At 52.6% G+C, this 23,414-nt stretch carries 20 protein-coding genes; 12 read left to right on the plus strand and 8 right to left on the minus strand.

The window, feature by feature from the left end; all coding sequences use genetic code 11:
* The first annotated feature begins 6 nt into the window (after window positions 1-6).
* Window positions 7-339: a hypothetical protein gene (locus MTP39_RS09255; protein ID WP_249240309.1), complete on the plus strand. Its 333-nt coding sequence runs from the start codon at window positions 7-9 to the stop codon at window positions 337-339.
* A 59-nt stretch (window positions 340-398) separates the two neighbouring features.
* Here MTP39_RS09255 and MTP39_RS09260 read toward each other — a convergent pair whose 3' ends face one another.
* The 5 genes from MTP39_RS09260 to MTP39_RS09280 are packed head-to-tail and all read right to left on the minus strand — an operon-like array spanning window position 399 to window position 6,117.
* Window positions 399-1,610, minus strand: coding sequence for a carboxynorspermidine decarboxylase (locus MTP39_RS09260; protein ID WP_249240310.1), 1,212 nt, complete (start codon window positions 1,608-1,610; stop codon window positions 399-401).
* Window positions 1,610-2,869, minus strand: coding sequence for a saccharopine dehydrogenase family protein (locus MTP39_RS09265; RefSeq protein WP_015537820.1), 1,260 nt, complete (start codon window positions 2,867-2,869; stop codon window positions 1,610-1,612). Before MTP39_RS09265 ends, MTP39_RS09260 begins: the two co-directional genes overlap by 1 nt.
* A gap of 36 nt (window positions 2,870-2,905) precedes the next feature.
* The gene (gene speB / locus MTP39_RS09270) at window positions 2,906-3,781 is read right to left on the minus strand and encodes an agmatinase (RefSeq protein WP_249240311.1); all 876 of its coding nucleotides are present in this window, start codon (window positions 3,779-3,781) and stop codon (window positions 2,906-2,908) included.
* Window positions 3,781-4,638, minus strand: a complete 858-nt coding sequence (speE, locus tag MTP39_RS09275; protein ID WP_055186663.1) for a polyamine aminopropyltransferase — start codon at window positions 4,636-4,638, stop codon at window positions 3,781-3,783. Before speE ends, speB begins: the two co-directional genes overlap by 1 nt.
* A gap of 12 nt (window positions 4,639-4,650) precedes the next feature.
* Window positions 4,651-6,117, minus strand: a complete 1,467-nt coding sequence (locus MTP39_RS09280) for an aminotransferase class I/II-fold pyridoxal phosphate-dependent enzyme (RefSeq protein WP_015537818.1) — start codon at window positions 6,115-6,117, stop codon at window positions 4,651-4,653.
* Window positions 6,118-6,709: 592 nt separating this feature from the next.
* Between MTP39_RS09280 and MTP39_RS09285 the strand changes: the two genes are divergently transcribed.
* Window positions 6,710-7,432, plus strand: coding sequence for a LytR/AlgR family response regulator transcription factor (locus MTP39_RS09285; protein ID WP_249240312.1), 723 nt, complete (start codon window positions 6,710-6,712; stop codon window positions 7,430-7,432).
* Window positions 7,433-7,449: 17 nt separating this feature from the next.
* Window positions 7,450-8,766, plus strand: a complete 1,317-nt coding sequence (locus tag MTP39_RS09290; RefSeq protein ID WP_249240313.1) for a sensor histidine kinase — start codon at window positions 7,450-7,452, stop codon at window positions 8,764-8,766.
* A gap of 84 nt (window positions 8,767-8,850) precedes the next feature.
* Here the strand turns inward: MTP39_RS09290 and MTP39_RS09295 are convergent, their stop codons facing one another.
* The 3 genes from MTP39_RS09295 to MTP39_RS09305 form a co-directional block, all read right to left on the minus strand.
* On the minus strand, window positions 8,851-9,090 hold the full coding sequence (locus MTP39_RS09295) for a hypothetical protein (RefSeq protein WP_249240314.1): 240 nt from the start codon (window positions 9,088-9,090) through the stop codon (window positions 8,851-8,853).
* A 19-nt stretch (window positions 9,091-9,109) separates the two neighbouring features.
* A complete protein-coding gene (locus tag MTP39_RS09300) occupies window positions 9,110-9,586 on the minus strand; it encodes a YhcH/YjgK/YiaL family protein (protein ID WP_249240315.1) in 477 nt (158 codons plus the stop codon).
* Between the two features lie 428 nt (window positions 9,587-10,014).
* A complete protein-coding gene (locus tag MTP39_RS09305; protein WP_249240316.1) occupies window positions 10,015-11,538 on the minus strand; it encodes a recombinase family protein in 1,524 nt (507 codons plus the stop codon).
* Window positions 11,539-11,765: 227 nt separating this feature from the next.
* Between MTP39_RS09305 and MTP39_RS09310 the strand changes: the two genes are divergently transcribed.
* The 9 genes from MTP39_RS09310 to MTP39_RS09350 all read left to right on the plus strand — a co-directional run bounded on the left by MTP39_RS09310 (window position 11,766) and on the right by MTP39_RS09350 (window position 23,059).
* Window positions 11,766-14,504, plus strand: coding sequence for a type I restriction endonuclease subunit R (locus tag MTP39_RS09310; RefSeq protein ID WP_249240317.1), 2,739 nt, complete (start codon window positions 11,766-11,768; stop codon window positions 14,502-14,504).
* Window positions 14,505-14,514: 10 nt separating this feature from the next.
* A complete protein-coding gene (locus MTP39_RS09315; protein WP_097778893.1) occupies window positions 14,515-14,721 on the plus strand; it encodes a hypothetical protein in 207 nt (68 codons plus the stop codon).
* Window positions 14,722-14,723: 2 nt separating this feature from the next.
* Entirely contained in the window at window positions 14,724-15,872 is a 1,149-nt protein-coding gene (locus MTP39_RS09320) for a restriction endonuclease subunit S (protein ID WP_249240318.1), read from the plus strand.
* A 2-nt stretch (window positions 15,873-15,874) separates the two neighbouring features.
* On the plus strand, window positions 15,875-17,209 hold the full coding sequence (locus MTP39_RS09325; protein WP_249240319.1) for a hypothetical protein: 1,335 nt from the start codon (window positions 15,875-15,877) through the stop codon (window positions 17,207-17,209).
* An 11-nt stretch (window positions 17,210-17,220) separates the two neighbouring features.
* Window positions 17,221-18,714, plus strand: a complete 1,494-nt coding sequence (locus MTP39_RS09330; RefSeq protein WP_249240320.1) for a class I SAM-dependent DNA methyltransferase — start codon at window positions 17,221-17,223, stop codon at window positions 18,712-18,714.
* A 1,065-nt stretch (window positions 18,715-19,779) separates the two neighbouring features.
* Window positions 19,780-20,214 (plus strand): plasmid mobilization protein, encoded by a 435-nt coding sequence (locus tag MTP39_RS09335; RefSeq protein WP_249240321.1) that lies wholly within the window; start codon window positions 19,780-19,782, stop codon window positions 20,212-20,214.
* The gene (locus MTP39_RS09340) at window positions 20,186-21,808 is read left to right on the plus strand and encodes a relaxase/mobilization nuclease domain-containing protein (protein WP_249240322.1); all 1,623 of its coding nucleotides are present in this window, start codon (window positions 20,186-20,188) and stop codon (window positions 21,806-21,808) included. Before MTP39_RS09335 ends, MTP39_RS09340 begins: the two co-directional genes overlap by 29 nt.
* Before the next feature lie 12 nt (window positions 21,809-21,820).
* Window positions 21,821-22,747 carry a hypothetical protein gene (locus tag MTP39_RS09345; RefSeq protein WP_249240323.1) on the plus strand — a complete coding sequence of 309 codons (927 nt, stop codon included), beginning with the start codon at window positions 21,821-21,823 and terminating at the stop codon, window positions 22,745-22,747.
* Window positions 22,748-22,789: 42 nt separating this feature from the next.
* A complete protein-coding gene (locus MTP39_RS09350) occupies window positions 22,790-23,059 on the plus strand; it encodes a hypothetical protein (RefSeq protein WP_242994758.1) in 270 nt (89 codons plus the stop codon).
* Window positions 23,060-23,414 lie beyond the last annotated feature (355 nt).

Genomic DNA, 23,414 nt, shown 5'->3' on the forward strand with positions numbered 1-23,414 from the left:
GCATAAATGAGACTGTTTGCCCGGCACCGCGCGGAGATGCCTTCGCGCGCGCCCAGTCACCGGCTGCTGTGGGCCAGCCTGCTGCTGGCGCTGCTGTTGCTGCTCACCTTTGGCGCAGCTCTGTTTTTGTTCATCAGTCTGCACAACACCAAAAAAGATACGGTGCGCAGCCTTGAGATCCGGAACATCTACACAAAGCTTGGCATCAATTCCCTCAAGCAGTTACAGCAATGTATCGCCGTCCTCCATTCTGACGGAACCGGCACTGCGCTGCCGGAGCCACCCCATGAAGCGGCAGAGCCGGAGAACAAAGAGGATGAGCTTCCCATGACGGACTGAACCGAATGAACAAAAAAGCGTTTGTCGCTGCCCGCAGGCCGCGACAAACGCTTTTTATTTTACTGTGCGCCCAAGCGCATTTTGAAGTCCTGATAACCGAAGTGCACCAGCTCCCGGCAATTACCGTCTGCGCCCAGCAGCCAGATAGGCGGCAGGGGCATCCCATTGAAGGTGTTGTTCTTGCAGGTGGTGTAGATGGCCATATCGCCGAAGATGAGCTTATCGTCCTCGGCAAGGGGGGCGTCAAAGCTGTAATCCCCGATGATATCCCCCGCAAGGCAGGTGGGGCCGCCCAGCCGGACAGTGTGTGCCTTCTCCCCTGCCTCGCCGGCATCCAGCAGCGGCGGGCGGTAGGGCATCTCGATGACATCCGGGGTGTGGCAGGCTGCGGACATATCCAGAATGGCAAGACTGGTATTCCCGTTGCGCAGGGTGTCCAGCACGGTAGTGACCAGATAGCCTGCGTTCAGCGCCCATGCCTCGCCGGGCTCCAGATACACCTGTACGCCGTACTTCTGCCGCACCGAGAGGATGCAGTTTTCCAGCGCAGCAAGGGCGTAACCCGGGCGGGTGATGTGGTGTCCCCCGCCGAAGTTGAGCCATTTCATTCTGGGCAGCAGGTCTGCAAACTTTTTCTCCACTGCGGCCAGCGTTACCGCCAGCGCATCGGCGTCCTGCTCGCACAGGGTATGGAAGTGCAGACCGTCCAGCAGGGCGGGCAGCTCCGGGTGCGCTGCCACAGCGGCGTCCCACTGAGCACGGGTGGTTCCCAGACGGCTGCCGGGTGCGCAGGGGTCGTAAATTTCATGACCCTCCTGCGTGGAGCACTCCGGGTTGATGCGCAGACCGATGCTTTTGCCCGCTGCCTTTGCCGCCGGGCCGAACTTTACCAGCTGGCTGGGCGAGTTGAACACGATGTGGTCGGCGTACTGCAGCAATTCCTCAAACTCATCTGCCCGGTAGGCGGCGCAGAACACATGGTTCTCCTTCTCCGGCAGTTCTTCCCTGCCCAAGCGGCTCTCGTACAGGCCGCTGGCCTCGGTACCTGCCAGATAGGGTGCCAGCACCGGGTAGACGTTAAAGTTGGAAAAAGCCTTCTGCGCCAGCAGAATGCGGCACCCGGTGTGCTGCTGCACACCCAGCAGGATCTCACCGTTGCGGCACAGTTTGGCTTCGTCCAGCAGATAGCAGGGGGTGGGCAGGCGGTGCAGCTGCTCCTCGGACAGGTTTGCCAGCCCCGCAAAGGGCGGGCGGCTGTCGCGCACCCGCATCAGTCCACCAGAGCCGGGTTATGGCTCTCGGAGCGGGGCAGGCCGTACTTATCCAGTGCATCCAGATACGGATCGGGATCAAACTCCTCGACAGTGTGCACGCCCTTGGTAGTCCACTTGCCGGTAAGCAGCATCAGGGCGCCGCACATAGCCGGCACGCCGGTGGTGTAGCTGATGGCCTGACTGCCCACTTCTTTGTAGCACTCCTGATGGTCGCAGACGTTGTAGATGTAGTAGGTCTTGTCCTTGCCGTCCTTTTTGCCGGTAAAGATGCAACCGATGTTGGTCTTGCCCTTGGTACGGGGGCCAAGGCTGGCGGGGTCCGGCAGCAGTGCCTTGAGGAACTGGATGGGCACGATCTCCTGTCCGTTGAAGTTGACAGGGGTGGTGGACAGCATGCCCACGTCCTCCAGACAGCGCATGTGGTCCAGATAGCTCTGGCCAAAGGTCATGAAGAAGCGGATGCGCTTTGCCTCCGGGATGTTCTTTGCCAGAGACTCGATCTCCTCGTGGTGCAGCAGATACATATCCTTGTCGCCCACCTGATCGAAGTTGTACTCCCGCTTGATGCTCATAGCCGGGATCTCCACCCAGTGGCCGTTCTCCCAGTAGCTGCCGGGGGCGGACACCTCGCGCAGGTTGATCTCAGGGTTGAAGTTGGTGGCAAAGGCATAGCCGTGGTCGCCGCCGTTGCAGTCCAGGATATCGATGGTATCAATGGTATCGAACTCGTGCTTTTTGGCGTAGGCGCAGTATGCCTGGGTTACACCCGGGTCAAAGCCGCTGCCCAGCAGGGCGGTCAGACCGGCTTCCTCGAACTTTTTGGCGTAGGCCCACTGCCAGCTGTAATCAAAGTAGGCAGAGAAACCGGCCTCCTTGCAGCGCTTCTCGTAGATGGCGCGCCACTCCGGGTCGTCGGTGTTCTCGGGCTCGTAGTTGGCGGTATCCATGTAGTTGACGCCGCAGGCAAGGCAGGCGTCCATAATGGTCAGATCCTGATAAGGCAGGGCGATGTTCATTACCAGATCAGGCTGGTACGCCTTGATGAGAGCGATGACCTCCTCCACCTTGTCTGCGTCCACCTGTGCGGTGGTGATCTTGGTGGCGGTGGTGGGAGCCAGCTCGGCAGCCAGCTTATCGCACTTTGCTTTGGTACGGCTGGCGATGCAGATCTCGGTGAACACCTCGGGCACCTGGCAGCACTTATGGATGGCAACGGAGGCCACGCCACCGCAGCCAATGATCAGAACTTTGCTCATGTCGGTTACTCCTTTATCTGTAAAATATCTTCCTTCTTATACCTGAAAACCCGGCCAGCCCTTGTCCAGCGCGATCAGGGTCTCGCGCAGCACCTTGCAGGCTGTGGCGGTGGAAACGCCGGTGGTGTCCAGTGTGGGAGCCAGCTCGTTCAGGTCTACACCGATGATATTGGCCTTGGTCACGGTGCGGATGGCCTCCAGCAGCTGCAAAAAGCTTACGCCGCCAGCCTCCGGGGTACCGGTGCCCGGGAAGCAGGAGGGGTCAAGGCAGTCCAGATCGATGGTCAGGTACACCGGCACCTTGCTCTCGCACAGCTGTGCGGTCAGCTCGGCAAGGCCGGTAAAATCGAACTTGTGCATCTCAGTGTGCTGGGCAGCAAACTCAAACTCTGCCCGGTCTCCGCTGCGGATGCAGAACTGATGGATGCGGCCGTCCCCTACCAGCTCGTGGCAGCGGCGCAGCACACAGGCGTGGCTGAGCTTCGCGCCCAGATAGTCATCCCGCAGATCGGCGTGGGCGTCGAAGTGGACGATGTGCAGATCCGGGTATTTCTTCACCGCAGCCCGCACCGCGCCCAGCGTGACCAGATGCTCGCCGCCCAGCAGCAGCGGGAACTTGCCGTCCTTCAAAATTTCCTCTGCCCGGGCCTCGATATCGGCCAGCGCCAGCTCGCTGGAGCCGAAGCACAGCTCCAGATCGCCGCTGTCGAACACATCAAAATCGGTCAGGTCGGCGTTCTGGTAGGGGCTGTAAGTCTCCAGACCATAGCTCTCGTGCCGGATGGCCGCCGGGCCGAACCGTGCACCGGGGCGGTAGCTGGTGGTGGAATCGTAAGGTGCACCGTACAGCACGATGCTGGCGGCGCGGTAGCTGCTGTCGCAGCCGATAAAGGTCTCAACGTTGGGGTGCATCAGTGTTCCTCCACTTCCCGCAGCATCTCCTCCAGAAAAGCCGGCAGGTAGAATGCTCCGATATGCAGTTTGGTGGTGTAGTAGCGGGTGCGCATATTCAGCGCCTTCCACGACTCTGCGTCCAGATCATCGATGGGATGGTATTTTTTGCTTGCGAAGCCGAACAGCCAGTAGCCCGCCGCAAAGGTGGGGATATGTGCCTGATACACCCGGCTGATGGGGAAGGTGGACGCAATGCGCTTATGGCTGCGCTGCATGGCGCTGGCGTCCTCGGCGTAGAAGGGGCTGCCCTGCTGGTTGACCATGATGCCGTCCTCTTTCAGGGCGTTGAAGCAACTGCCGTAGAACTCGCGGGTGAACAGACCCTCGGAGGGGCCGAAGGGGTCGGAGGAGTCCACGATGATGAGGTCGTATTCTTCCTCGCAGCGGCGGATATACTTCAGGGCGTTTTCAAAGTAGATATGCACTCGGCGGTCATCCATACGGCAGGCATTGCCGGGCAGATAGGCGCGGCAGGCTTCCACCACCTGCGGGTCCATCTCCACAAGGTCGATGCGCTCCACGCGGTCGTAGCGGGTCAGCTCCCGCACCACGCCGCCGTCACCGGCACCGATGACCAGAATATCCTTGGCCTCCTTGTGCACCGCCATGGGCACATGGACGATCATTTCATCGTAGATGAACTCGTCGCGCTCGGTCAGCATCACGTTGCCGTCCAGCGTAAGCACCCGTCCGAACTCCGGGGTCTCAAAGATATCGATGCGCTGGTAATCGCTCTGCTTGGAGTAGAGCTGCTTGTTCACACGAATGCTGTGCTTCACATCCGGGGTGTGAAACTCTGAAAACCAAAATTCCATCTCTTTCCCTCCTTATGCCAGAACATTCAGGTGCAAAATTTCGGGGTCCTCCGGGCCGGTCATGCTGCAGCCCTTGGCCTTGGCGTACTCGATGTAGTTCAGGATCTCCTTGGTGATGCGCTCGCCGGGTGCGAGGATGGGGATGCCCGGGGGATAGCACATGACGAACTCGCTGCACACCATGCCCTCGGTCTCCCGCAGGGGCAGGCTCTTTTTGGGGGCGTAGAAAGCCTCCTGCGGGCTGGCGGCCACCACGGGGTCGATGTATTCCTGGCTCAGCAGACCCGAACCGTCGGTGCGGTAGCGGCGCTTGATCTCCGCCAGTGCGCTGACCAGACGCTCCACCTCCTGCGGGCGGTCGCCGATGGACAGGTAGGCAAGGATGTTGCCGATATCGCCGAATTCGATCTGAATATCGTACTCATCCCGCAGGATATCGTAGACCTCGATGCCGGCAAGACCGATATCCAGCGTATGAACGCTGAGCTTGGTGGTGTCGAAATCAAAGACGGAATCGCCGTTGCACAGCTCCTTGCCAAAGGCGTAGTAGCCGCCTACGGCGTTGATCTCCTCGCGGGCATACTCGGCAATGTCTGCCACCTGATGGAACACCTGCCGTCCCCGCAGCGCCAGATTGCGGCGGGAAATATCCAGACTGGACATCAGCAGATAGCTGCCGGAGGTGGTCTGGGTCAGGTTGATGATCTGACGCACATAGCCCGGGTGCACATTGGGACCGATGAGCAGCAGGCTGGACTGGGTCAGGCTGCCGCCGCTCTTGTGCATGGACACCGAGGCCATATCCGCGCCCGCCGCCATAGCAGAAACCGGCAGGCCGCCGCCAAAGTAGAAGTGGGTGCCGTGTGCTTCGTCCGCAAGGCAGAGCATTCCGGCATCGTGCGCCATTTTTACGATGGCACGCAGGTCGGAGCAGATGCCGTAGTAGGTGGGGTTATTCACCAGCACAGCCACGGCGTTGGGGTGCTCCTTGATGGCCTTGGCCACCTGCTCCCGCTTCATGCCCAGCGAGATGCCCAGGCGCTTATCCACCTCCGGGTTCACATACACCGGCACAGCGCCGCACAGCACCAGCGCGTTCAGCACGCTGCGGTGCACGTTGCGGGGCAGAATGATCTCATCGCCCCGCTTGCAGGCGGTAAGTACCATGCTCTGCACACTGCTGGTGGTGCCGCCCACCATTAAAAAGGCGTGTGCCGCGCCAAAGGCATCGGCGGCAAGTTCCTCGGCTTCCCGGATGACCGACACCGGGTGGCAAAGGTTATCCAGCGGCTTCATACTATTCACGTCCACGCCCACGCACTGCTGACCCAGAAAAGCGGTCAGCTCCGGGTTGCCGCGGCCCCGCTTGTGGCCGGGCACATCAAAAGGCACCACCCGCATCTGCCGGAACCGCTCCAGCGCCTCGTAAATGGGCGCACGGCGCTGGTCCAGCCGGGAACGCGCTTTGTTCTCGTTCATCTTTTCCTCCGTCCCTGTTCTTCTTTTTGCACAACAAAAAAGCGCAGGCACTGCACAAATGTGCAGACCTGCGCTTGGAGCAGCTTTTTCCGCGCTGACAAAGCACCCAGCTGTAAGTGCCGGTGCTGCGCGTTATTCGCGATCCAAAAAGACGGGGTGATGAGAGTCTATATAGCAACTACACTTTTACTACTCTTATTGACCGTTTCACAAGTCTGCGCATAGGCTGCGCAATTTCATGGTTGTAAAGGAACCAACTTATAAAATTTGAGCTTCAAACTCAATCAATAATGGCAGCTTGCGCCGCCGGTCGGCAGTGGACCCGGCTGTCCGTATGGCCTTAGCCCCGTTTGGGCGGTCCCGAGTAAATTGCTTTGAAAAGACTCTGCAAGGCGGCGTCTCTCAAAATCAACAAAAGAATAACATGATTCGCCCCGTCTGTCAACAAAAACTTTTTGGCAGTCGCCCGCTGCGGGTGCGCAGGGCGGCGTTCCGCGCGCAAAATGGAGCATTTTGTGCAAAAAAGCAGATACCCTTCCCGCCGCAGTATGCTATAATAAAGGAACAATGAATGGAGAAAGAGGGTGTATGGATGGCACTGCCAATCGCCATCGTAGAGGATCAGGCCCCGGACGCCCAGCGGCTGGAGGAGCTGCTGCAACAGCAGCTGCCCGAAGCCGAGTGCACATGGTTTACCTGCGGGGATGATTTTCTCCGCGCCGCAGCAGAGCCCGGCTTGTACGCCGTGGTGTTTCTGGATATCTGCATGGCGGGCACCAACGGCATCGAGACTGCCCGCCGTCTGCGGCAGGCCGACCCGGAGGTGCTGATCGTATTCGTAACCTCCTCCCCGGAATATGTATGGGATGCCTTTCCGGTGCACCCCTTCGATTACCTGCTCAAGCCCTATCAGGAGGAAAAATTCGAGCACCTTGCTGCCGAGCTGCGGCGGGCGCTGCGCTGTAAGGAGCCGGAGCTGGAGATCCGCATTGCCCGCCAGAGCATTCAACTGCCGCTGCGCAAGGTGCTGTACGCCATTGCCCGGAACCACTACGTCCTGATCACCACCGAGGATGGCGAATACCGCGCCATGTGCAGTTTTGCGCAGATCGAAGAAAAGCTTACCGCGCGGGAAAACTTTATGAGCTGCAACCGGGGCGTTATCATCAACATGGACAAGGTGCTGCGGTTCGGGGAGGACTGCATTGAGATCCTGGACGGCACCCGCCTGCCGGTACGGCAAAAGGATAAATGCGCCCTGCTTGCCCGCTTTACACAATACCAGTTCCGCCACATGCGGCAGGAGCTGCACTGAGGAAAGGAGCAGCCGCCATGGATCTTGCCCTGTTCGGCCGTTATTTTCTGGATTTTGCGCTGCTGTATCCCAGCGCATTTCTATGTCTGGCATCTCTATGGGAAAAGCTGCGCACTCCTAGGCGCACTGCCTGCATCGCCGCCGGATGCATCACCCTGCTGTGCTTCGGATGCGCCGCACTTTGCACCGTGTTCGGGTTGAACAGCAATTCTCTCCTGCCCGCCATCGTGCTGGTCTCCTTCTGGCTGCTGCGCTGGCGGGTAACGCCGGAGGTGACCGTAAGCCAGACCGCCTTTTTATTTTCCATCTCTGCCGTGATGATGGCGGTGTGTTCCCTGCTGTCGATAGTGCTCAACGCCCGGGCCGAGATCTCCAACCCACGGACAGTCTGCCTTGCCTCCACGGCGCTGCTGCGGCTGGGCCTTGCCGCGGTACTCACCGTTCTGTTCTGGTTCACCGCCGTGCAGTGGAGCCGTTGGCTGCTGCGGGAGTACAGCGGCGAAGCCTTCTGGCAATCCGCATGGCCGCTGCCCGCCCTCTATGCCGTTTTTCTGGTATACTGTATGCCGCTGGACCCCGCCGTGGTGCTGGTCGGGCGGCTGAAGATCATCTCGGTGCTGGCAGTGTCCATCTCGCTGTTCGGCATCTTTCTGCTGCTGTACGAAATGTACCGCGTTGCCCGGGAGTTTACCCGCAACGCCCGGCTGGACCGGGAAAACCAGCTGCTGGCCATGGAGTCCCGCCGGTATATGGAGCTGCAGACCTATCTGGACAACACCCGCCGTCTGCGGCACGACTTCCGGCAGCATCTGCATGTAATCGCCGGATTGACCGAGACCGGGCAGCTAGAGGAGCTGAAAAGCTATCTGCACCAGTACGAAAGCGAGCTTAGCGAGCACCGCCCCACCCTGTGCGCCAACGCCGCCGTGGATGCACTGGCCGGATATTACGACCACGCAGCCGGGCAGCAGGACGTCCCTGTGGAGTGGAAGCTGGCACTTCCCCGGCAGCTGCCCATGCCGGAGGCCGACCTGTGCACCATTCTGGGCAATCTGCTGGAAAACGCCCTGCACGCCAGCCAGAAGCTGCCGCCGGAGCAGCGACGGGTGCAGGTGATGGCGCAGATGCTCAGCCCCGCCATGCTGGGGCTTGTGGTGGAGAACCGTTACGACGGCGTACTGAAAAAGCAGCAAGGCATCCTGCACTCCACTAAGCACGAGGGCACCGGCATCGGGCTGGTCTCTGCCGAGACGGTGGTACACAAATACAACGGCAGTCTGCACTTGGAGATCGAGGAGCAAATCTTCCGGGTGAATGTTCTGTTAAATCTGTAACCACCGGCAGGCCAACGTGAAAGCGTTCACAAAAAGCAGCGCCGTCCTTTGCAGAGAAGTTTTTCTGCGAAGGACGGCGCTGTATTATTTATCGGTTTTTTCTGCGGCTTTCTGTGCGGCTTCCAGTTCGTCCACCCGCTTTTGCAGGGCGGTGATCTTATCGTCCATTTTCAAAAATGTCCAGACCAGAACAGCCAGCACCAGCGCGGGAGGAACGACCATCCACAGGGACTGCTGACACCAGAGCAGCAGCGAATAGCCGCCGAATACAGTAAAAATGAATACGGCAAATAGGCTTGCAGCCAGTACAGCAAAAAATCCCATACAGAAAGTCTCCTTTCAGTTATTCTTCCGTTTCTTCCTCGTCCGAGTCCAGCTCGATGCTGAACACGGCTTTTTTCAGCTTGCCGCACCCCTGCGCCTTCAGGCCGGATTTATACGGCTCCCCGGCCAGATACAGGGCAAAGCGTCCCTCGCACAGCATTCCGGCAATGCTGGTACCGGCAGTGCCTACGGTGATGTCGGCGGCTTCATCGGTGGGCTTGGTGGGGGTCAGCTCCGCAAGGCTTACCTCAAACAGCTCACTGCCGTCCAAGTCGGTCTCCAGCGTGATGTGGTTGTCGTGGCGCTGGAACAGTGCCTTGTCGGAGGTCTGGGGCGTGACGGTGCTCACGGTGACCACCGCCTTGTCCCCGTCAATGCGGGTGCGCCCGGCGGGCAGGGTGGTGATATCCCGTGCCATGATGTACTCGATCACGGTGTCCAGATTGTCGCTTACGCCCAGATAGTTTGGCAGGTTGTTCAGGGTATCGTAGATCATGGAAAAGTCCTCCGTCTGTGTTGTTTCTGTTACCTGTATGGTATCACAGGTCTGGGGCAGATGCAATACGTGTGCGGGCGGATGTCGCGAGCCGCGCTGTATAAGGAGCCCGGGTCGCGGCTCCCAGCGGCTGCACCGTGCCTTGGGCGGCACGCGCATCCTGCTGGCCGCAGCCCCAACAACTCCTCCCTGTTTCTGCCGCTGGCAGCGGTCGTCGCTGTTGCTGTTCACATTCACCCGCTCTGTGAGTTTAACCTCGTCACAAAACAAAAACCTCAGCGTACTTGCATACGTTGAGGTTTTTTGGTGGGCGCGGGTGGATTTCGCGAGCCGCGCTGCTAAAAACAGCCCACTGGGCTGTTTTTGCGCTGTCTTCTGCGACAGCGCCGCAGCTGTTCGAATCCACCCGCTCTATGAGTTTAGCCTTGTTACAAAATAAAAACCTCAGCGCACTTGCATACGTTGAGGTTTTTTGGTGGAGCGAAGCAACCCAAATCCGAACCTTTGCCCTCTGGGGCATCGTTGGCGGCGATTTCATCGAAAGTGATGGTTTTTGTGCCGTCTTTGTAGTTGAATGTAATTAAAACTTTTTCATCATAGAGATAAACCGCATTCACGAATGTATTGATAAGCGTTTCCCGGTGGCTTTTCACGTTCGGATCGAGCTTGCGGAAGTTGGTGAGCCAAAATTTTACAAAATCTGCACTGACCTTCGGCTTTGCCAGCTTTTCTTCCGCGATGCGGATCTCCAGTTTCTTCTGCTGAGCTTCCAATTTTTCCAAGCGTCCTTTGGTCGAGCTGGTCAGGATGCCCTCTTGAATCGCATTTAAAAGATTCTCAATGCCCCGTTCAATGTCTTTCATCTGTTTCTCCAGCAGAGGCAGCACCGTGTTCTCCTGTTCCTGAAGAATCATCACCGCATCCACGATAGACTGAATACAGTCATCGTCACGAATCATCTTCATGGTTTCGTTGACAACCAAATCCTCCAGCCACTCTTTACGAACGGTCTTTTTCTTGCAGGTCTTGGTGCGCTTGGCATTAGCACATTTATAATAATGGTGGACGTTCTTATTTCGACTCGTTCCGCACTCCCCGAACATCATCGCACCGCACATTCCACAGAACAGCTTGGTCGTCAGCAAATAATCGTCCTCCGCTTTGTGCCGAGCCGGAGCGCGGCGGTTCTTGGCAATTTTGTCCTGCACACTGTCGAACAGTTCTTTCTCAATGATAACCGGGATGCTGTCTGGCATCACAATGTCCTTAAAACGGTTCTCTCCGATATAGCGGCGATTCGTCAACAAAGTTTGAATACTGTTATAGGTAAACTTCTGGTTGCGGTTGGTGGTCACGCCACTGTCGTTCAGCCAGTTCATCAGTTCCTTCATGGTCGCACCATCGTTATACCGCTGAAAGGCTTCTACCACAAAGGGAGCTTTCAAAGGGTCGATTTGAAAGAACTTCTCCTCGTCCACTGTATAGCCGATGGGAATCGTTCCACCATTATATTTGCCCTTCAGAACATTCTCGGTCATGCCGCGCACGACCTTTTCAGAAAGTTCTGCGGAATAATATTCAGCCATGCCGGTGAGCATACTTTTGACCATAATACCTGCTGGACCATCTGAAATTGGTTCAGTAGCGGACACCAGCTTGACATGGTTTCGCTCCAACTGGTACTCATAATGTGCAGAATCGTAACGGTTCCGGGCAAAGCGGTCAAGTTTCCAGACCAGCACAATGTCAAACAACCGTTTCTCGCTGTCCTTGATCATCTGCTGAAACTCCGGGCGATTGTCCGTCTTTGCGGAGAATGCACGATCAATGTAGTGCTTAATGACCGTGATGCCGTTCTTTTCGGCATAAGCCGCACATTCACGAATCTGGCCTTCGATGGATTCTTCGCGCTGGTTGTCGCTGGAATAGCGGGCATAGATCACGGCGGTCATGGCAGGCACCTCCCATTTAGATATTGTTGAGCAACAGATACTAAGCAGCAATTGTTTCGTATAATTTATACTATGAATTTTACGTATTTTCAAGTACTTTGAAAAATTCTCATGAAGTATATCGCTTTAAAATTTATAAAAGGGAAACACTTGTAATATTGTGTTGTATCTTATAAAATAGAGGTATCAACAGTTTGCCCTAAGATAGCAAAGGCAGGTGCATCGTTATGACTCCGGAAGCAAGAGCGCGGGAACAGATCGATAACAGATTGTGGCAAAGTGGCTGGACAATTCAGGATCTGAAACAACTAAATCTGACGGTTGCTTCCGGTGTTGCAGTGCGCGAGTTCCCTACCAATACCGGTCCGGTGGATTATGCACTTTTCATTGAGGGAGTGCCAGTTGGTGTTGTAGAGGCAAAGAAAGACGAAGAAGGTCAAGCGCTGACAGATGTGGAAACGCAGTCCAGCCGCTATGCAAATAGCCAGTTCAAATGGGTAAAGCGGGAGTACAAGGTTCGGTTCGCCTACGAAGCCACTGGCGAATTGGTGCGTTTTACCGATTACGCAGATCTTAAATACCGTTCGCGCGAGGTATTCTCGTTCCACCGTCCGGAGACGTTGAAACGCTGGCTTGCTGAACCGGATACTGTGCGCAACAATCTGAAGCGTATCTCGCAGCTGGATGAATCGGGCTTCCGCAAATGTCAAATCAGTGCAATTCATGGTCTGGACACTTCGTTTTCAGAAAATCGGCCGCGTGCTCTTGTGCAGATGGCAACCGGCGCAGGCAAGACCTTTACAGCCATTACTGCCGCCTATCGGCTGTTGAAATACGGCAGAATGAATCGCATCCTGTTTCTGGTAGATACCCGCAGCCTTGGTGAACAGGCCGAGCGCGAGTTCATGGCATACAAGCCCAATGACGATCCTCGCAGCTTTTCGGAATTGTATGGTGTACGCCGGTTAAAAAACTCTTATATTTCCGGGGATGTACAGGTCTGCATCAGTACGATTCAGCGGATGTATTCCATTCTAAAAGGGGAAGAACTGGACGAACAGGCAGAAGAGATTCCTTTTGCGGAATATGTCACCGCCGAAAGCAAAGCACCAAAAGAGGTCGTCTACAATGCCAAAATTCCGCCGGAGTTCTTTGACTGTATTATCGTAGATGAGTGCCATCGTTCTATTTACAATGTATGGAGTCAAGTGCTTTCCTATTTTGATGCGTTTATCATCGGCCTGACCGCTACGCCGGATAAGCGAACCATCGGCTACTTCAATGAAAATTTTGTCAGCGAATATACGCGAGAGCAGGCCGTTCTGGACGGCGTTAACGTTGGCGAGGACATTTATCTGATTGAAACCGATGTGACGAAAAATGGTGCAACCATCCTGAAGCAGTTGATCGAGCGGCGTAACCGCCTGACGCGCGCAAAACGCTGGGAGCAGATGGACGAGGATGTGTTCTACACACAGTCCAAGTTGGATAAGGATGTCGTAAATCCAAGCCAGATCCGTGCTGTGATTCGCACCTTCAAAGAAGCACTCCATACCACGCTGTTCCCCTACCGGAAAGAAGTCCCCAAAACGCTGATTTTTGCCAAGACGGACAGCCATGCAGACGATATTGTGCAGATCGTCCGGGAAGAATTCGGCGAAGGAAACGATTTTTGCAGAAAGATCACTTACAGTGCGCAGAATCCGGAAGCCGTTCTCAGCTCGTTCCGAAATGACTATAACCCGCGTATAGCCGTTACTGTGGATATGATCGCGACCGGTACGGATGTAAAGCCCATCGAGTGCCTGCTGTTCATGCGGGATGTGCGCAGCAGCAATTACTTCGAGCAGATGAAAGGCCGCGGCACCCGCACACTAAGCAAGGATGATTTACAAAAGGTAACACCTTCTGCTACGGAAAACAAAGATCATTTTGTGATCGTGGATGCAGTGGGTGTAACCAAATCCAAAAAGACCGAGACCCGCACGCTGGAACGCAAGCCAGCGGTTTCCATGAAGGAACTGATGATGAACATTGCACTCGGTGCGCGGGATGAGGATACCTTGACTTCTCTTGCAAACCGCGTCATTCGTCTCAGCCGCAGGATGGAACGCAGCGAACACAAGCAGTTCAAAGAAACCGTAGGGCAGACCGCAGAGCAGGTTGCGGAGAATCTGCTGAATGCCTTTGATGAAGATGTCATTCATGCCAAAGCGCAAACAGAAAGCGGCGTGCTTATGCCCGCACCGGAACAGCTTGCACAGACCCAGAAAGAGCTCATCAAACAGGCCGTTGCACCTTTCCAGAAGCCGGATGTGCGCGATTTTATTGAAAATGTCCGCCGCAGCCATGATCAGATCATCGACAGCGTTAATCTGGACAAAATACTCTTTGCCGGTTATGACACCAATCAGGAGGAAACGGCAGACCGGGTGATCTCTACATTTAAGAATTTCATCGAGGAAAATAAAGATGAGATCATTGCCCTGCGCATCATCTACAATGAAACGTATAAAAAACGTCCGATGGTACTGAAAAAACTGACGGAACTGTATCAAAAACTCGAAGCAAAGGGCATCACGGTCGAGCGTCTGTGGGATTGTTATGCCATCAAGCAGCCTGACAAGGTAAAGAAAGGCACACTCGCTCAGCTGACCGACCTAATTTCCATTATCCGTTTTCAGATGGGCTATACGGATACCCTTTCGCCCTTTGCCGACCGGGTAAACTACAACTTCAAACAGTGGACCTTCCGCCGCAACACCGGTGCGGTCCACTTTACCGCTGAACAGATGGAATGGCTGCGGCTGATCAAGGAGCATATCATCACATCGTTGAGCATTCTGCCGGAGGACTTGGAGTATACGCCGTTTGACAGCAAAGGCGGCTTGGGTGGGTTCTATCGGGTGTTCGGAGAAAAGTATCAGGAGATTTTGGATGAAATGAACGAGGAATTGGTAGCGTAAGGAGAACTATATGAACCCATTTGAATTATTTAGCTTCGCAAAATTGTTTTCAACTGTGATGAATGGGCAAATGTCTGTATCCTCAGCAGAAATGGAAGCTGCTTGTAAATTACTTAAGGAAATGGCAGACAACAATCAGTGCATGACATCTGAACAAAAAGAAGCCTACAAACTCATGGTGGATTGCGCTAAGGAAGCATCGAAAGGAAAACAGTAAACGTGCAATATACAGAATATGAACTGGGTGAATTATTGCCATTTGAGCAACCAACAGCATATATTGTAAAGTCTACCGACTATAGCGATGCCTATGCCACGCCGGTTTTAACCGCAGGAAAGTCTTTCATTTTGGGAAAAACAAATGAAACCGATGGTATTTTTGACCAGTTACCAGTCATCATTTTTGATGACTTTACAACTGCAACTCAATTTGTGAATTTCAGATTCAAAGTAAAATCTTCAGCAATGAAGATTTTGCATATTAACACTGATTTAGTCATTCCAAAGTATATCTTTTATCGCCTACAAATCATCCGGTTTGACCACAGTACACATAAAAGATATTGGATTCAGTCTTACTCAAAAATCAAGGTGTCCATTCCATCATTAGATGAACAATCCCGAATCGTTTCCAGAATCGACGAGCTTTTCTCAGAGCTTGATAAGGCGGTTGATACGTTCAAGACCACAAAGGAGCAGTTGGCAGTGTACCGGCAAGCGGTGCTGAAAAGTGCGTTTGAAAACGATGGAGAATCAACATATCTGGGTACACTTATTGAAAAGCCACGCTATGGAACATCTAAAAAATGTAGCTACAACTTTAACGAGAATTCAACAGCAGTAATACGTATCCCGAATATAGACGCCAATAAAGGAATCATCGATTCACAAGATTTGAAATATGCCGAATTTGATTCAAAAGAACTGAAGCAGTTTATGCTGCAAACCGGAGATATTTTAATCATCCGTTCAAATGGCAGTATTTCGCTTGTTGGTGCCGGCGCTATGGTTCGAGATAATGATACGGATAAAATATATGCTGGCTATTTGATGAGACTTCGTATTGCAGATTATTCAAAACTTATGCCTCAATATTTGCTGCATTATCTATCATCTCCGAATGCAAGACGCTATATTGAAAACACAGCAAAATCCACGAGTGGAGTTAATAATATCAATTCACAAGAAATATCAAAACTTCAAATCCCAATGGTTTCCATCAAAGAGCAAGCAAGGATAGTTGCTGGAATTGAAGAAAAATTATCTATCTATGATAAAATTGAAGGCATAATTGTATCAACATTCGCACAAACCGATGTGATGCGGCAGAGTATTTTGAAACAGGCGTTTGAGGAAGGGATAGTATAATAATGAGAACTCCTAAAATTCTTGGATTAAATACCAATTTTGAATTCCTGCACTATCCAAACTTTCATGAAAGCATGTTTTCGTCTACAGTTTCGCTTTTGGATTATGATGCTGTCATAATTGATAGTTCAAATCTTGTGGAACAATATACAGATCGAAAAAAATATAAAAACAAGTACTTGGTCACAGAACCGGATGCCAGTCAAATGAAAGAAGATTTTGAACACATTCGGAAGCAACTTGACGAGTTGCTGAAAAGTGGACGCAATGTTTTTATCATCGTTGGGCATAGTGAGAATTGCTATTGTCGCTATGAAAATAGTATGTTCGATTTACTAGATGACCCACCAGAGTTTAAAATCTACTCATTTCTGCCCATAGAATTAACTTTAGAACGTCTCGCAGGAAAAGAAATCGAATTTTGTGGCAGTACACCATTCAACACTTTCTTTGCATCAAACAAAGAAAACCTTGCGTATCATGCAGCTTTTAAAGTTCAAAAAGAAACTGTTCTGGCTAAGATTTGCCGCAGTGATAAAGTAGTTTCCTTTGCCAAAAAATACAATAAGGGATTGCTTGTTTTTTTGCCCTCGCTTGACTCCGAGTTGCCTGAAGGAACCCCCAGATGGCAGAACGCTTCAAAGCAATTTTTGAAAAGCATTTTCGAGCTTGATAATCAGTTACTTTTGGAAAAAGAGGTCGGGCGCTTACCTGAATGGACTGATAATTTTCATATTTTGAATGAGTCGGATGCAATCGAAGAGACAAAGCAGGTAGAACGTCAAATCGAAGCACTGAAGAAAAAGCTTTCGGAAAAGCAGGCAAATCTTGAGCAAATTATAAATTACAAGCGGTTGCTGACCGAAACGGGGACCCCGCTTGAAAATATCGTCAAACAGGTTCTTTGTGAACTGGGCTTTGAGCTTTGCCCTGTTGAGGAAAAACGCACTGATATCATCGCGAAGTATGGCGACACCGATATTGTAGTCGAAATCAAAGGTGTCAGCAAAAGTGCTGCCGAAAAGCACGCTGCACAACTTGAAAAGTGGGCCGCAGAGTTTTTGGAAAAACACGACCATCAACCAAAGGCACTTTTAATTGTGAATGGATATAATACAATGCCATTGGATAAGCGCACCGAGGAAGTTTTCCCGGATCAGATGCTGAAATATTGCAAGAGCCGGGAGCAGGCCTTGATTACCACTACCCAGCTTTTGTGCTTGTTCATTGAGATAAAGAAAAATCCTGATTGTAAAGAAGAACGCATTCAGGAGTTGTTATCTACTATTGGCAGATATTCACGTTATGTGGATCATACGGAGTTTATCACAAAATAACAGGAGTTTTCATGTCAGAACAATCTTCTAATATCGTCTCCAAAGTATGGGGACTTTGCAATCCGCTGCGGGATGACGGCGTATCATACGGCGATTATCTTGAACAGCTTACTTACCTGATCTTTTTGAAAATGTCCGATGAATATTCCCGCCCGCCGTATAAGCGAGAAACCGGCATCCCTAAAGGTTATACTTGGTCGGATATGAACACGCTCAAGGGCGCAGAGCTGGAAAATCAGTACCGCGCTATACTGGAGCGGCTGGGCGATGAGGGCGGCATTTTAGGGCAGATCTTCAAAGGGGCCGTCAACAAAATCAGCAATGTTTCCATCCTGTACCGCGTGGTGCAGATGATCGACAAGGAAAACTGGGTATCCATGTCCTCCGATGTGAAGGGCGAGATCTACGAAGGTTTGCTGCAAAAGAACGCCGAGGACGTAAAAAGTGGTGCAGGGCAGTATTTTACACCCCGCCCGCTCATCAAAGCAATGGTGGCTTGTCTGCGCCCGGAACCGAAAAAGACCATTGCTGACCCCTGCTGCGGAAGCGGCGGCTTTTTCCTTGCTGCACAGGCGTTCTTGGCGGACCCAAAGAACTATGCACTCGACCGCACAGAGAAAGAATTCCTGAAAAACGAAACGTTCTATGGAACTGAACTTGTGGTTGCAACCTTCAAACTCTGCCTGATGAATCTGTATCTGCACAATATCGGTGACCTGTACGGCAAAGTCCCCGTCATGCGCGGGGATGCGCTGCTGTCTGACCCGGGTTATCGTGTAGACTATGTACTGACGAACCCGCCGTTCGGTAAAAAATCCTCCATCACCTTCACCAATGAAGAAGAGGAGCAGGAAGAAGAGGATCTGGTCTACAACCGGCAGGATTTCTGGACGACCAGCTCGAATAAGCAGCTCAACTTTATCCAGCATATCAATACGATTCTGAAGCCGACCGGAAAGGCGGCCGTTGTTGTACCGGATAACGTTCTGTTTGAGGGTGGTGCAGGCGAGATCATCCGTAAAAAGCTGTTGGACACCACGGATCTGCACACCATTCTCCGTCTGCCAACCGGCATTTTTTACAAGCCGGGTGTAAAGGCAAATGTGATTTTCTTCGATAAGCGTCCCGCCAGCCCAGAGCGTCAGACAAAGGAAGTCTGGATCTACGATTTTCGCACAAATGTTCACTTTACGCTTCGTCAGCATCCCATGACGGATGCTGACTTGCAGGATTTCATTCAATGTTATCATCCGGAAAACCGCCACGAACGCACAGAAACATGGTCACAGGAAAATCCAGAAGGCCGCTGGCGCAGATTCACGGTAGATGAAATTCTGGAACGTGATAAAACCAGTCTGGATATTTTCTGGCTGAAGGACAAGTCGCTTGCCGATTTGGACAATCTCCCTGCGCCGGACGAACTTGCCGCGGATATTATTGAAAATTTGCAGAGTGCTCTGGAAAGTTTTCAGGAATTGATGGGGCAACTGAAAAAGAACGATTGAACAGGATGTGAGCATAATCGAAAATTCTAAAATGAAACCGAAAAAGACTGCGGAAGAACTTGTTCAGATGCTCCATGATGAAAAAGGTATCCAATTTCATCTCATTTCAGAAGAACAGGCCGTAGAATGTTTTTCAAAGAGAAACAATTATCTGCGCACAGCATCTTATCGAAAAAAGTTGTTGACAAGTTGAATTAGTTCACATATAATATCATTGATATTAAAAAGAGTAATCTTTTGTGCGAGTGCCGTCACTGACGTCGCTCGCATTTTCTTTTGTTTAAGACGCTGTGTGGAGTTCCGATACCGCCCCGCAACACACCCGATTCATTTTGCCGCTGTTTCACCCGACAAAATCATCACTGCGTTGCATGGGCGGTATTTTTTTACAAATAGAACCTTTTGTGGTTGTGCAGTTCTCCGAAATTTGTTTTCAGTTGTCGACCATACAACCTCAAAGTGTTATTCTTGTGCTTGAAAGAAGCCGGACGTAGTGTCCGCACTGCGCCTAGCTTTCTTCATACCGCACCTTGAATCTTGAATAAGCCGTCTGAACGAGATACCGTGCCATGACCTCACACTTTCCGTGAGCGAGCCGGACAACGCCGCTGCAAAACAGGGGCAGGAACTTCGTTCGGAGCAAACGGCGATCAACATACACGAGCAGTGGAACTCTCTACTTATTTTTGCGTCTTAACAATTCGGAAACATTTGTTAAAAATACGTTTTGAGCGCAGCGGTAGAGGGCAAGAACCGTCCCGTGGCCACAAATTTTCAATTCTTGAAAATGTTGTGCTCCACCGGGACTTCACTTCTGCAATGCGTCTGCATTTCCGAAGTGATCTTGTTGGGGTAGCGCTTGTCGGGGCAACGCCCCTCCATCTGCTGTCGCAGACCGCGCTGCCGCTTAAAAGCCCCACTGGGGCTTTCATTGCTGCGCTGCGCTTCGCAAACGCGGTCCAACCCCAAACCCTGCTCATCATTCGTGCCTTACGGCACGAATGGAACGGCGTGTCGTGCCTTACATAACTTCACCGAGGAGTTATCGAACAGACAGGAGGTACAATGACCAAAACGAATGTTCAACCGATTCCTAGCAATTCCCAGCACCACGACACGCCGAACAACAAAACGCACGTCATCAAGTTCCGTGTGACAGCGGAGGAAAAAGCGTCACTGGAACTCACTTGCAAACTCCTGAATCTCTCCCTCTCCACTTTTATCCGCCGCGCCATCCACAACGTCAAGATCGAGAAAACGGTCATCGTTGCAGGCGGCGGCGAAGAAACCCTGACCGCTGTTTCCACTTTGCTTGCCCAGTGCAGCAAGGTGGGCGGAAACCTCAACCAGCTTGCAAGGCACTTCAATTCCGGCGGTGCAGACACCGAGCAGCTCCGGGCGAAACTCCTTGACGAACTTGCAGACCTGACTGCATTCCGGCTCAGCGCCGAGAAAGTTCTGGGTGAACTGTATGGCAACGCTCAAGCATATCGCCTCTAAAAACTCGGACTACACTGCCATCGAAGCGTACCTTGTTTACCAGCACGATGCGTTCACAGGAAAGCAACTTCTGGACGACCATGGCAGACCCATGCTGCGGGAATCCTACCTGCTCAATACGCTTGAGTGTGGCAATTTCTCCTTTGCAACAGCCTATCTGCTGGCAAACCACAAGTATGGCAAGAACACCCAGCATGGTGATATTAAGAGCCATCAATATATCATCAGCTTTGACCCCAGAGATGCAGCCGATAACGGCTTGACCATGGAAAAGGCACAGGCTCTCGGCCTGAACTTCTGCAAAGAAAACTTCCCCGGTCATCCTGCCATCATCTGCACTCACCCGGATGGACACAACCATTCGGGAAATATCCATGTCCACATCGTGATCGGCAGCGTCCGAACGCGAGAAGTAGAACGCAAGCCCTATATGCAGAAGCCCCGCGACTGGCGCGAGGGCATGAAGCATTCCAGCACAGCCCAAACCATGCGGCATCTCCGTGTCGAGGTCATGGAACTATGCGAAAGTGCCGGACTGTACCAGATTAACCTGCTCAACGGCTCCAAGGAACGTGTGAGCGAAGCCGAGTATTGGGCGCGCAGGCGCGGCCAAATGAAACTTGACCGTGAGAACGCAACCCTTACCAAAACTGGACAGCAGCCCAAGCAGAAGAAGTTTGAAACCGTAAAAGTCGCTTGTCGGGGCGAGGCCCCTCCATTTGCTGCGCAAACCGCTCGGTCACTCAAAAGCCCCACTGGGGCTTTTGTTGCTTCGCAAACGCGAACCTTGCGGAAACAGATTTCTTCGGTGCTGTACCGTGCCACCAGCTTTGAAGATTTCTCTGACAAGCTCATGCAGCAGTACGGTATTGCCGTCAAGGAAAGCCGTGGACAGCTCAGTTATCTGCCCTCTGGCAGAACAAAGTTTATCCGGGCGAAACATCTCGGTGACAAGTTCGATAAGGTGGCAGTGCTTGCCACGTTGCAGGCAAACGCCGAACGCAAACCCAAGGTTCAGTTCAAGCAGGATACCATCGGGAAACTGATCGACATCCAGTCGAGGATGACCGAGGGCAAGGGCATCGGCTATAAGCGTTGGCTCACGAAACACAATCTCAAAGTTATGGCACAGACCGTGAAGCTTCTGCAGGAAAAAGACTTGACCGACAAGGACGCCCTGAACCAGCGCATCGCCGAACTGGAAACCAAGTATCACGACGCACTGGCGGTGGTGAAAGACCTCGAAGGTCGCATGAAAACCAACAAAGAGCTGCGCTATCACGTCGTAGCCTACACCAACACCAAGAACATCGCACAACAGTTAAAAGCCGCAAAACGACCCGCAGCCTTTGAAGAACAGCACCGTGCAGAACTGACAGCATACCGGACGGCAGCAGCCTATCTCAAGGCAAACAACATCACGAAGCTGCCCAGTCCGAAAAAGTTGGAAGCTGAGTACAATGCAATGGCATCCGAAAAGGCAAAGTTCTACGAGCAGTACAAGGAAGCTAAAGAGGAACTGCTCAAACTGAAAACCGCAAAGCAGAATGTTGCGTCCTTTTTCCGGGAGGAAGAACCGGCGCAGGAGAGATAAAGGAGTATGCGTATGATCAACCTGAAAATCGATCCGGAGTTCCAGTCCCAGATTCCTCCTCTGACCAATGATGAATTTAAGCAGCTTGAAGAGAATATCCTGAAAGAGGGCAAGCTGATTTCTCCTTTGATCGTGTGGAACAACACCTTTGTTGACGGACACAATCGTTATGCCATCCTCCAGAAACACCCGGAGATTTATTTTTCCACCATGCCGCTCCCGTTTGAAAGCAGAGAAGAAGTTCTCGCTTGGATTTGCAAAAACCAGTTGGGACGGCGCAATTTAACCCCGGAGCAGAAGTACTACCTGATGGGCAAACAGTATGAAGCCGAAAAAGCCGCGCACGGCGGTGATCGCAAGAGCAGCGATGCAAAATCAAGTTCGCTAAAAGCGAACTTGATCGACAACAGCAAAACCTGCGACCGAATCGCAGAAGAAAACGGAGTGAGCAAGGACACCGTTATCCGCGCCTCGAAGTATATGAAAGGCGTGGAGATCGCAGAAGAACTGATGCCGGGGCTAAAGCAGAGCATCCTGTCCGGACAGACGAAAGTGTCCAAAGCGGATATGCACCACCTTGCCAGGACGGCCTACCATGACCGGGCACAAACTTTGCAGGATATTCTGCACCCGGAGCTGAAGGTGGAACCGACGCCTGACGCTGACGGTGTGATCCGCGTTCCGGGCAAAGCGCCTGTCATGCCATTCCGAAAGTTTGAATCGGTTTACGACAGCGATGCTTACCCGGAGGATGTACGGTACGAGTATGTGGCGTTGGAAGAACTCACTACTCGTTTCCGTATTTCGTTCAACTACCAGTTGGAGCAGATGCCCGATAATGCACAGCGTGATGTGATTCTGGAGATCATTCACAAGCATAAGGACTACCTTGCTTCTCTGGAAGCCGCACTCGCAGATGTTAAAGACCAGACAGCATAACATCAGGCACATGGTATGCTGTTCACAGATGTCCAAAGGAGCGTGCGTTTGAACAAAAAGAAAAAGTCCACAAACACTTCCCCTTATCCCGATGAAGTCATTGACCGTCTGGCGCGGGCATTCTACCCGGCCATCCTTGCCTGCTGGAACAGCGAGGAAGGGCAAAGAGAATTTGCTGCATGGCAGGCGGAGCAGGCTCATCATGCAAACAACGAAAAACAGGAAGTTCCCACTTGCTGGGTATTCGTAAAACAGTTTTCGAGAAATGACACGGCAACTGCCTGTCAGGATTGGTTACGAGTACCCGGCTAGGCCGAGGAATCATCAAGTCCCATGTCCGCACCGTCAAGGTGTTGGGTATGGGGCTTTTTGCATTTCAGGAACGTGTACATCTCTGGAAAGGTGTAACACACTAGACTTTGTACCAAAGTCGTGTGCCAAGGGTGCTGCGCCCCTTTGGAATCCCTGCTTACATCGCCTGTGGGCGATGTAGATTCGCCGCACAGAAAGCTCTCACAAAAGGCACACCCGGCTGTCTGCGGCGAGGAGAAGGCACTTCTGCGGAAGTGTAATAACCCACTATGACACTTTCATCCCTGTGGTCTGCAAAGTGTAGTGGGCTCTCCGAGGGGGAAACGGCTATATAGGGTGCGCTTCGGGCAAATCG

This window comes from Faecalibacterium sp. I3-3-33, from assembly GCF_023347295.1.
In the GTDB taxonomy this organism is placed as follows: Bacteria; Bacillota; Clostridia; order Oscillospirales; family Ruminococcaceae; genus Faecalibacterium.

Bases quoted from the DNA above. Each gene is read 5' to 3' on its own strand.
- MTP39_RS09265 (WP_015537820.1), bottom strand. From the start codon at position 2,869: ATGAGCAAAGTTCTGATCATTGGCTGCGGTGGCGTGGCCTCCGTTGCC.
- MTP39_RS09300 (WP_249240315.1), bottom strand. From the start codon at position 9,586: ATGATCTACGATACCCTGAACAACCTGCCAAACTATCTGGGCGTAAGC.
- MTP39_RS09315 (WP_097778893.1), top strand. From the start codon at position 14,515: ATGAACCCATTTGAATTATTTAGCTTCGCAAAATTGTTTTCAACTGTG.
- MTP39_RS09290 (WP_249240313.1), top strand. From the start codon at position 7,450: ATGGATCTTGCCCTGTTCGGCCGTTATTTTCTGGATTTTGCGCTGCTG.
- speE (WP_055186663.1), bottom strand. From the start codon at position 4,638: ATGGAATTTTGGTTTTCAGAGTTTCACACCCCGGATGTGAAGCACAGC.
- MTP39_RS09325 (WP_249240319.1), top strand. From the start codon at position 15,875: ATGAGAACTCCTAAAATTCTTGGATTAAATACCAATTTTGAATTCCTG.
- MTP39_RS09340 (WP_249240322.1), top strand. From the start codon at position 20,186: ATGGCAACGCTCAAGCATATCGCCTCTAAAAACTCGGACTACACTGCC.
- MTP39_RS09260 (WP_249240310.1), bottom strand. From the start codon at position 1,610: ATGCGGGTGCGCGACAGCCGCCCGCCCTTTGCGGGGCTGGCAAACCTG.
- MTP39_RS09335 (WP_249240321.1), top strand. From the start codon at position 19,780: ATGACCAAAACGAATGTTCAACCGATTCCTAGCAATTCCCAGCACCAC.
- MTP39_RS09295 (WP_249240314.1), bottom strand. From the start codon at position 9,090: ATGGGATTTTTTGCTGTACTGGCTGCAAGCCTATTTGCCGTATTCATT.
- MTP39_RS09330 (WP_249240320.1), top strand. From the start codon at position 17,221: ATGTCAGAACAATCTTCTAATATCGTCTCCAAAGTATGGGGACTTTGC.
- MTP39_RS09280 (WP_015537818.1), bottom strand. From the start codon at position 6,117: ATGAACGAGAACAAAGCGCGTTCCCGGCTGGACCAGCGCCGTGCGCCC.
- MTP39_RS09345 (WP_249240323.1), top strand. From the start codon at position 21,821: ATGATCAACCTGAAAATCGATCCGGAGTTCCAGTCCCAGATTCCTCCT.
- MTP39_RS09255 (WP_249240309.1), top strand. From the start codon at position 7: ATGAGACTGTTTGCCCGGCACCGCGCGGAGATGCCTTCGCGCGCGCCC.
- MTP39_RS09305 (WP_249240316.1), bottom strand. From the start codon at position 11,538: ATGACCGCCGTGATCTATGCCCGCTATTCCAGCGACAACCAGCGCGAA.
- MTP39_RS09310 (WP_249240317.1), top strand. From the start codon at position 11,766: ATGACTCCGGAAGCAAGAGCGCGGGAACAGATCGATAACAGATTGTGG.
- MTP39_RS09285 (WP_249240312.1), top strand. From the start codon at position 6,710: ATGGCACTGCCAATCGCCATCGTAGAGGATCAGGCCCCGGACGCCCAG.
- speB (WP_249240311.1), bottom strand. From the start codon at position 3,781: ATGCACCCCAACGTTGAGACCTTTATCGGCTGCGACAGCAGCTACCGC.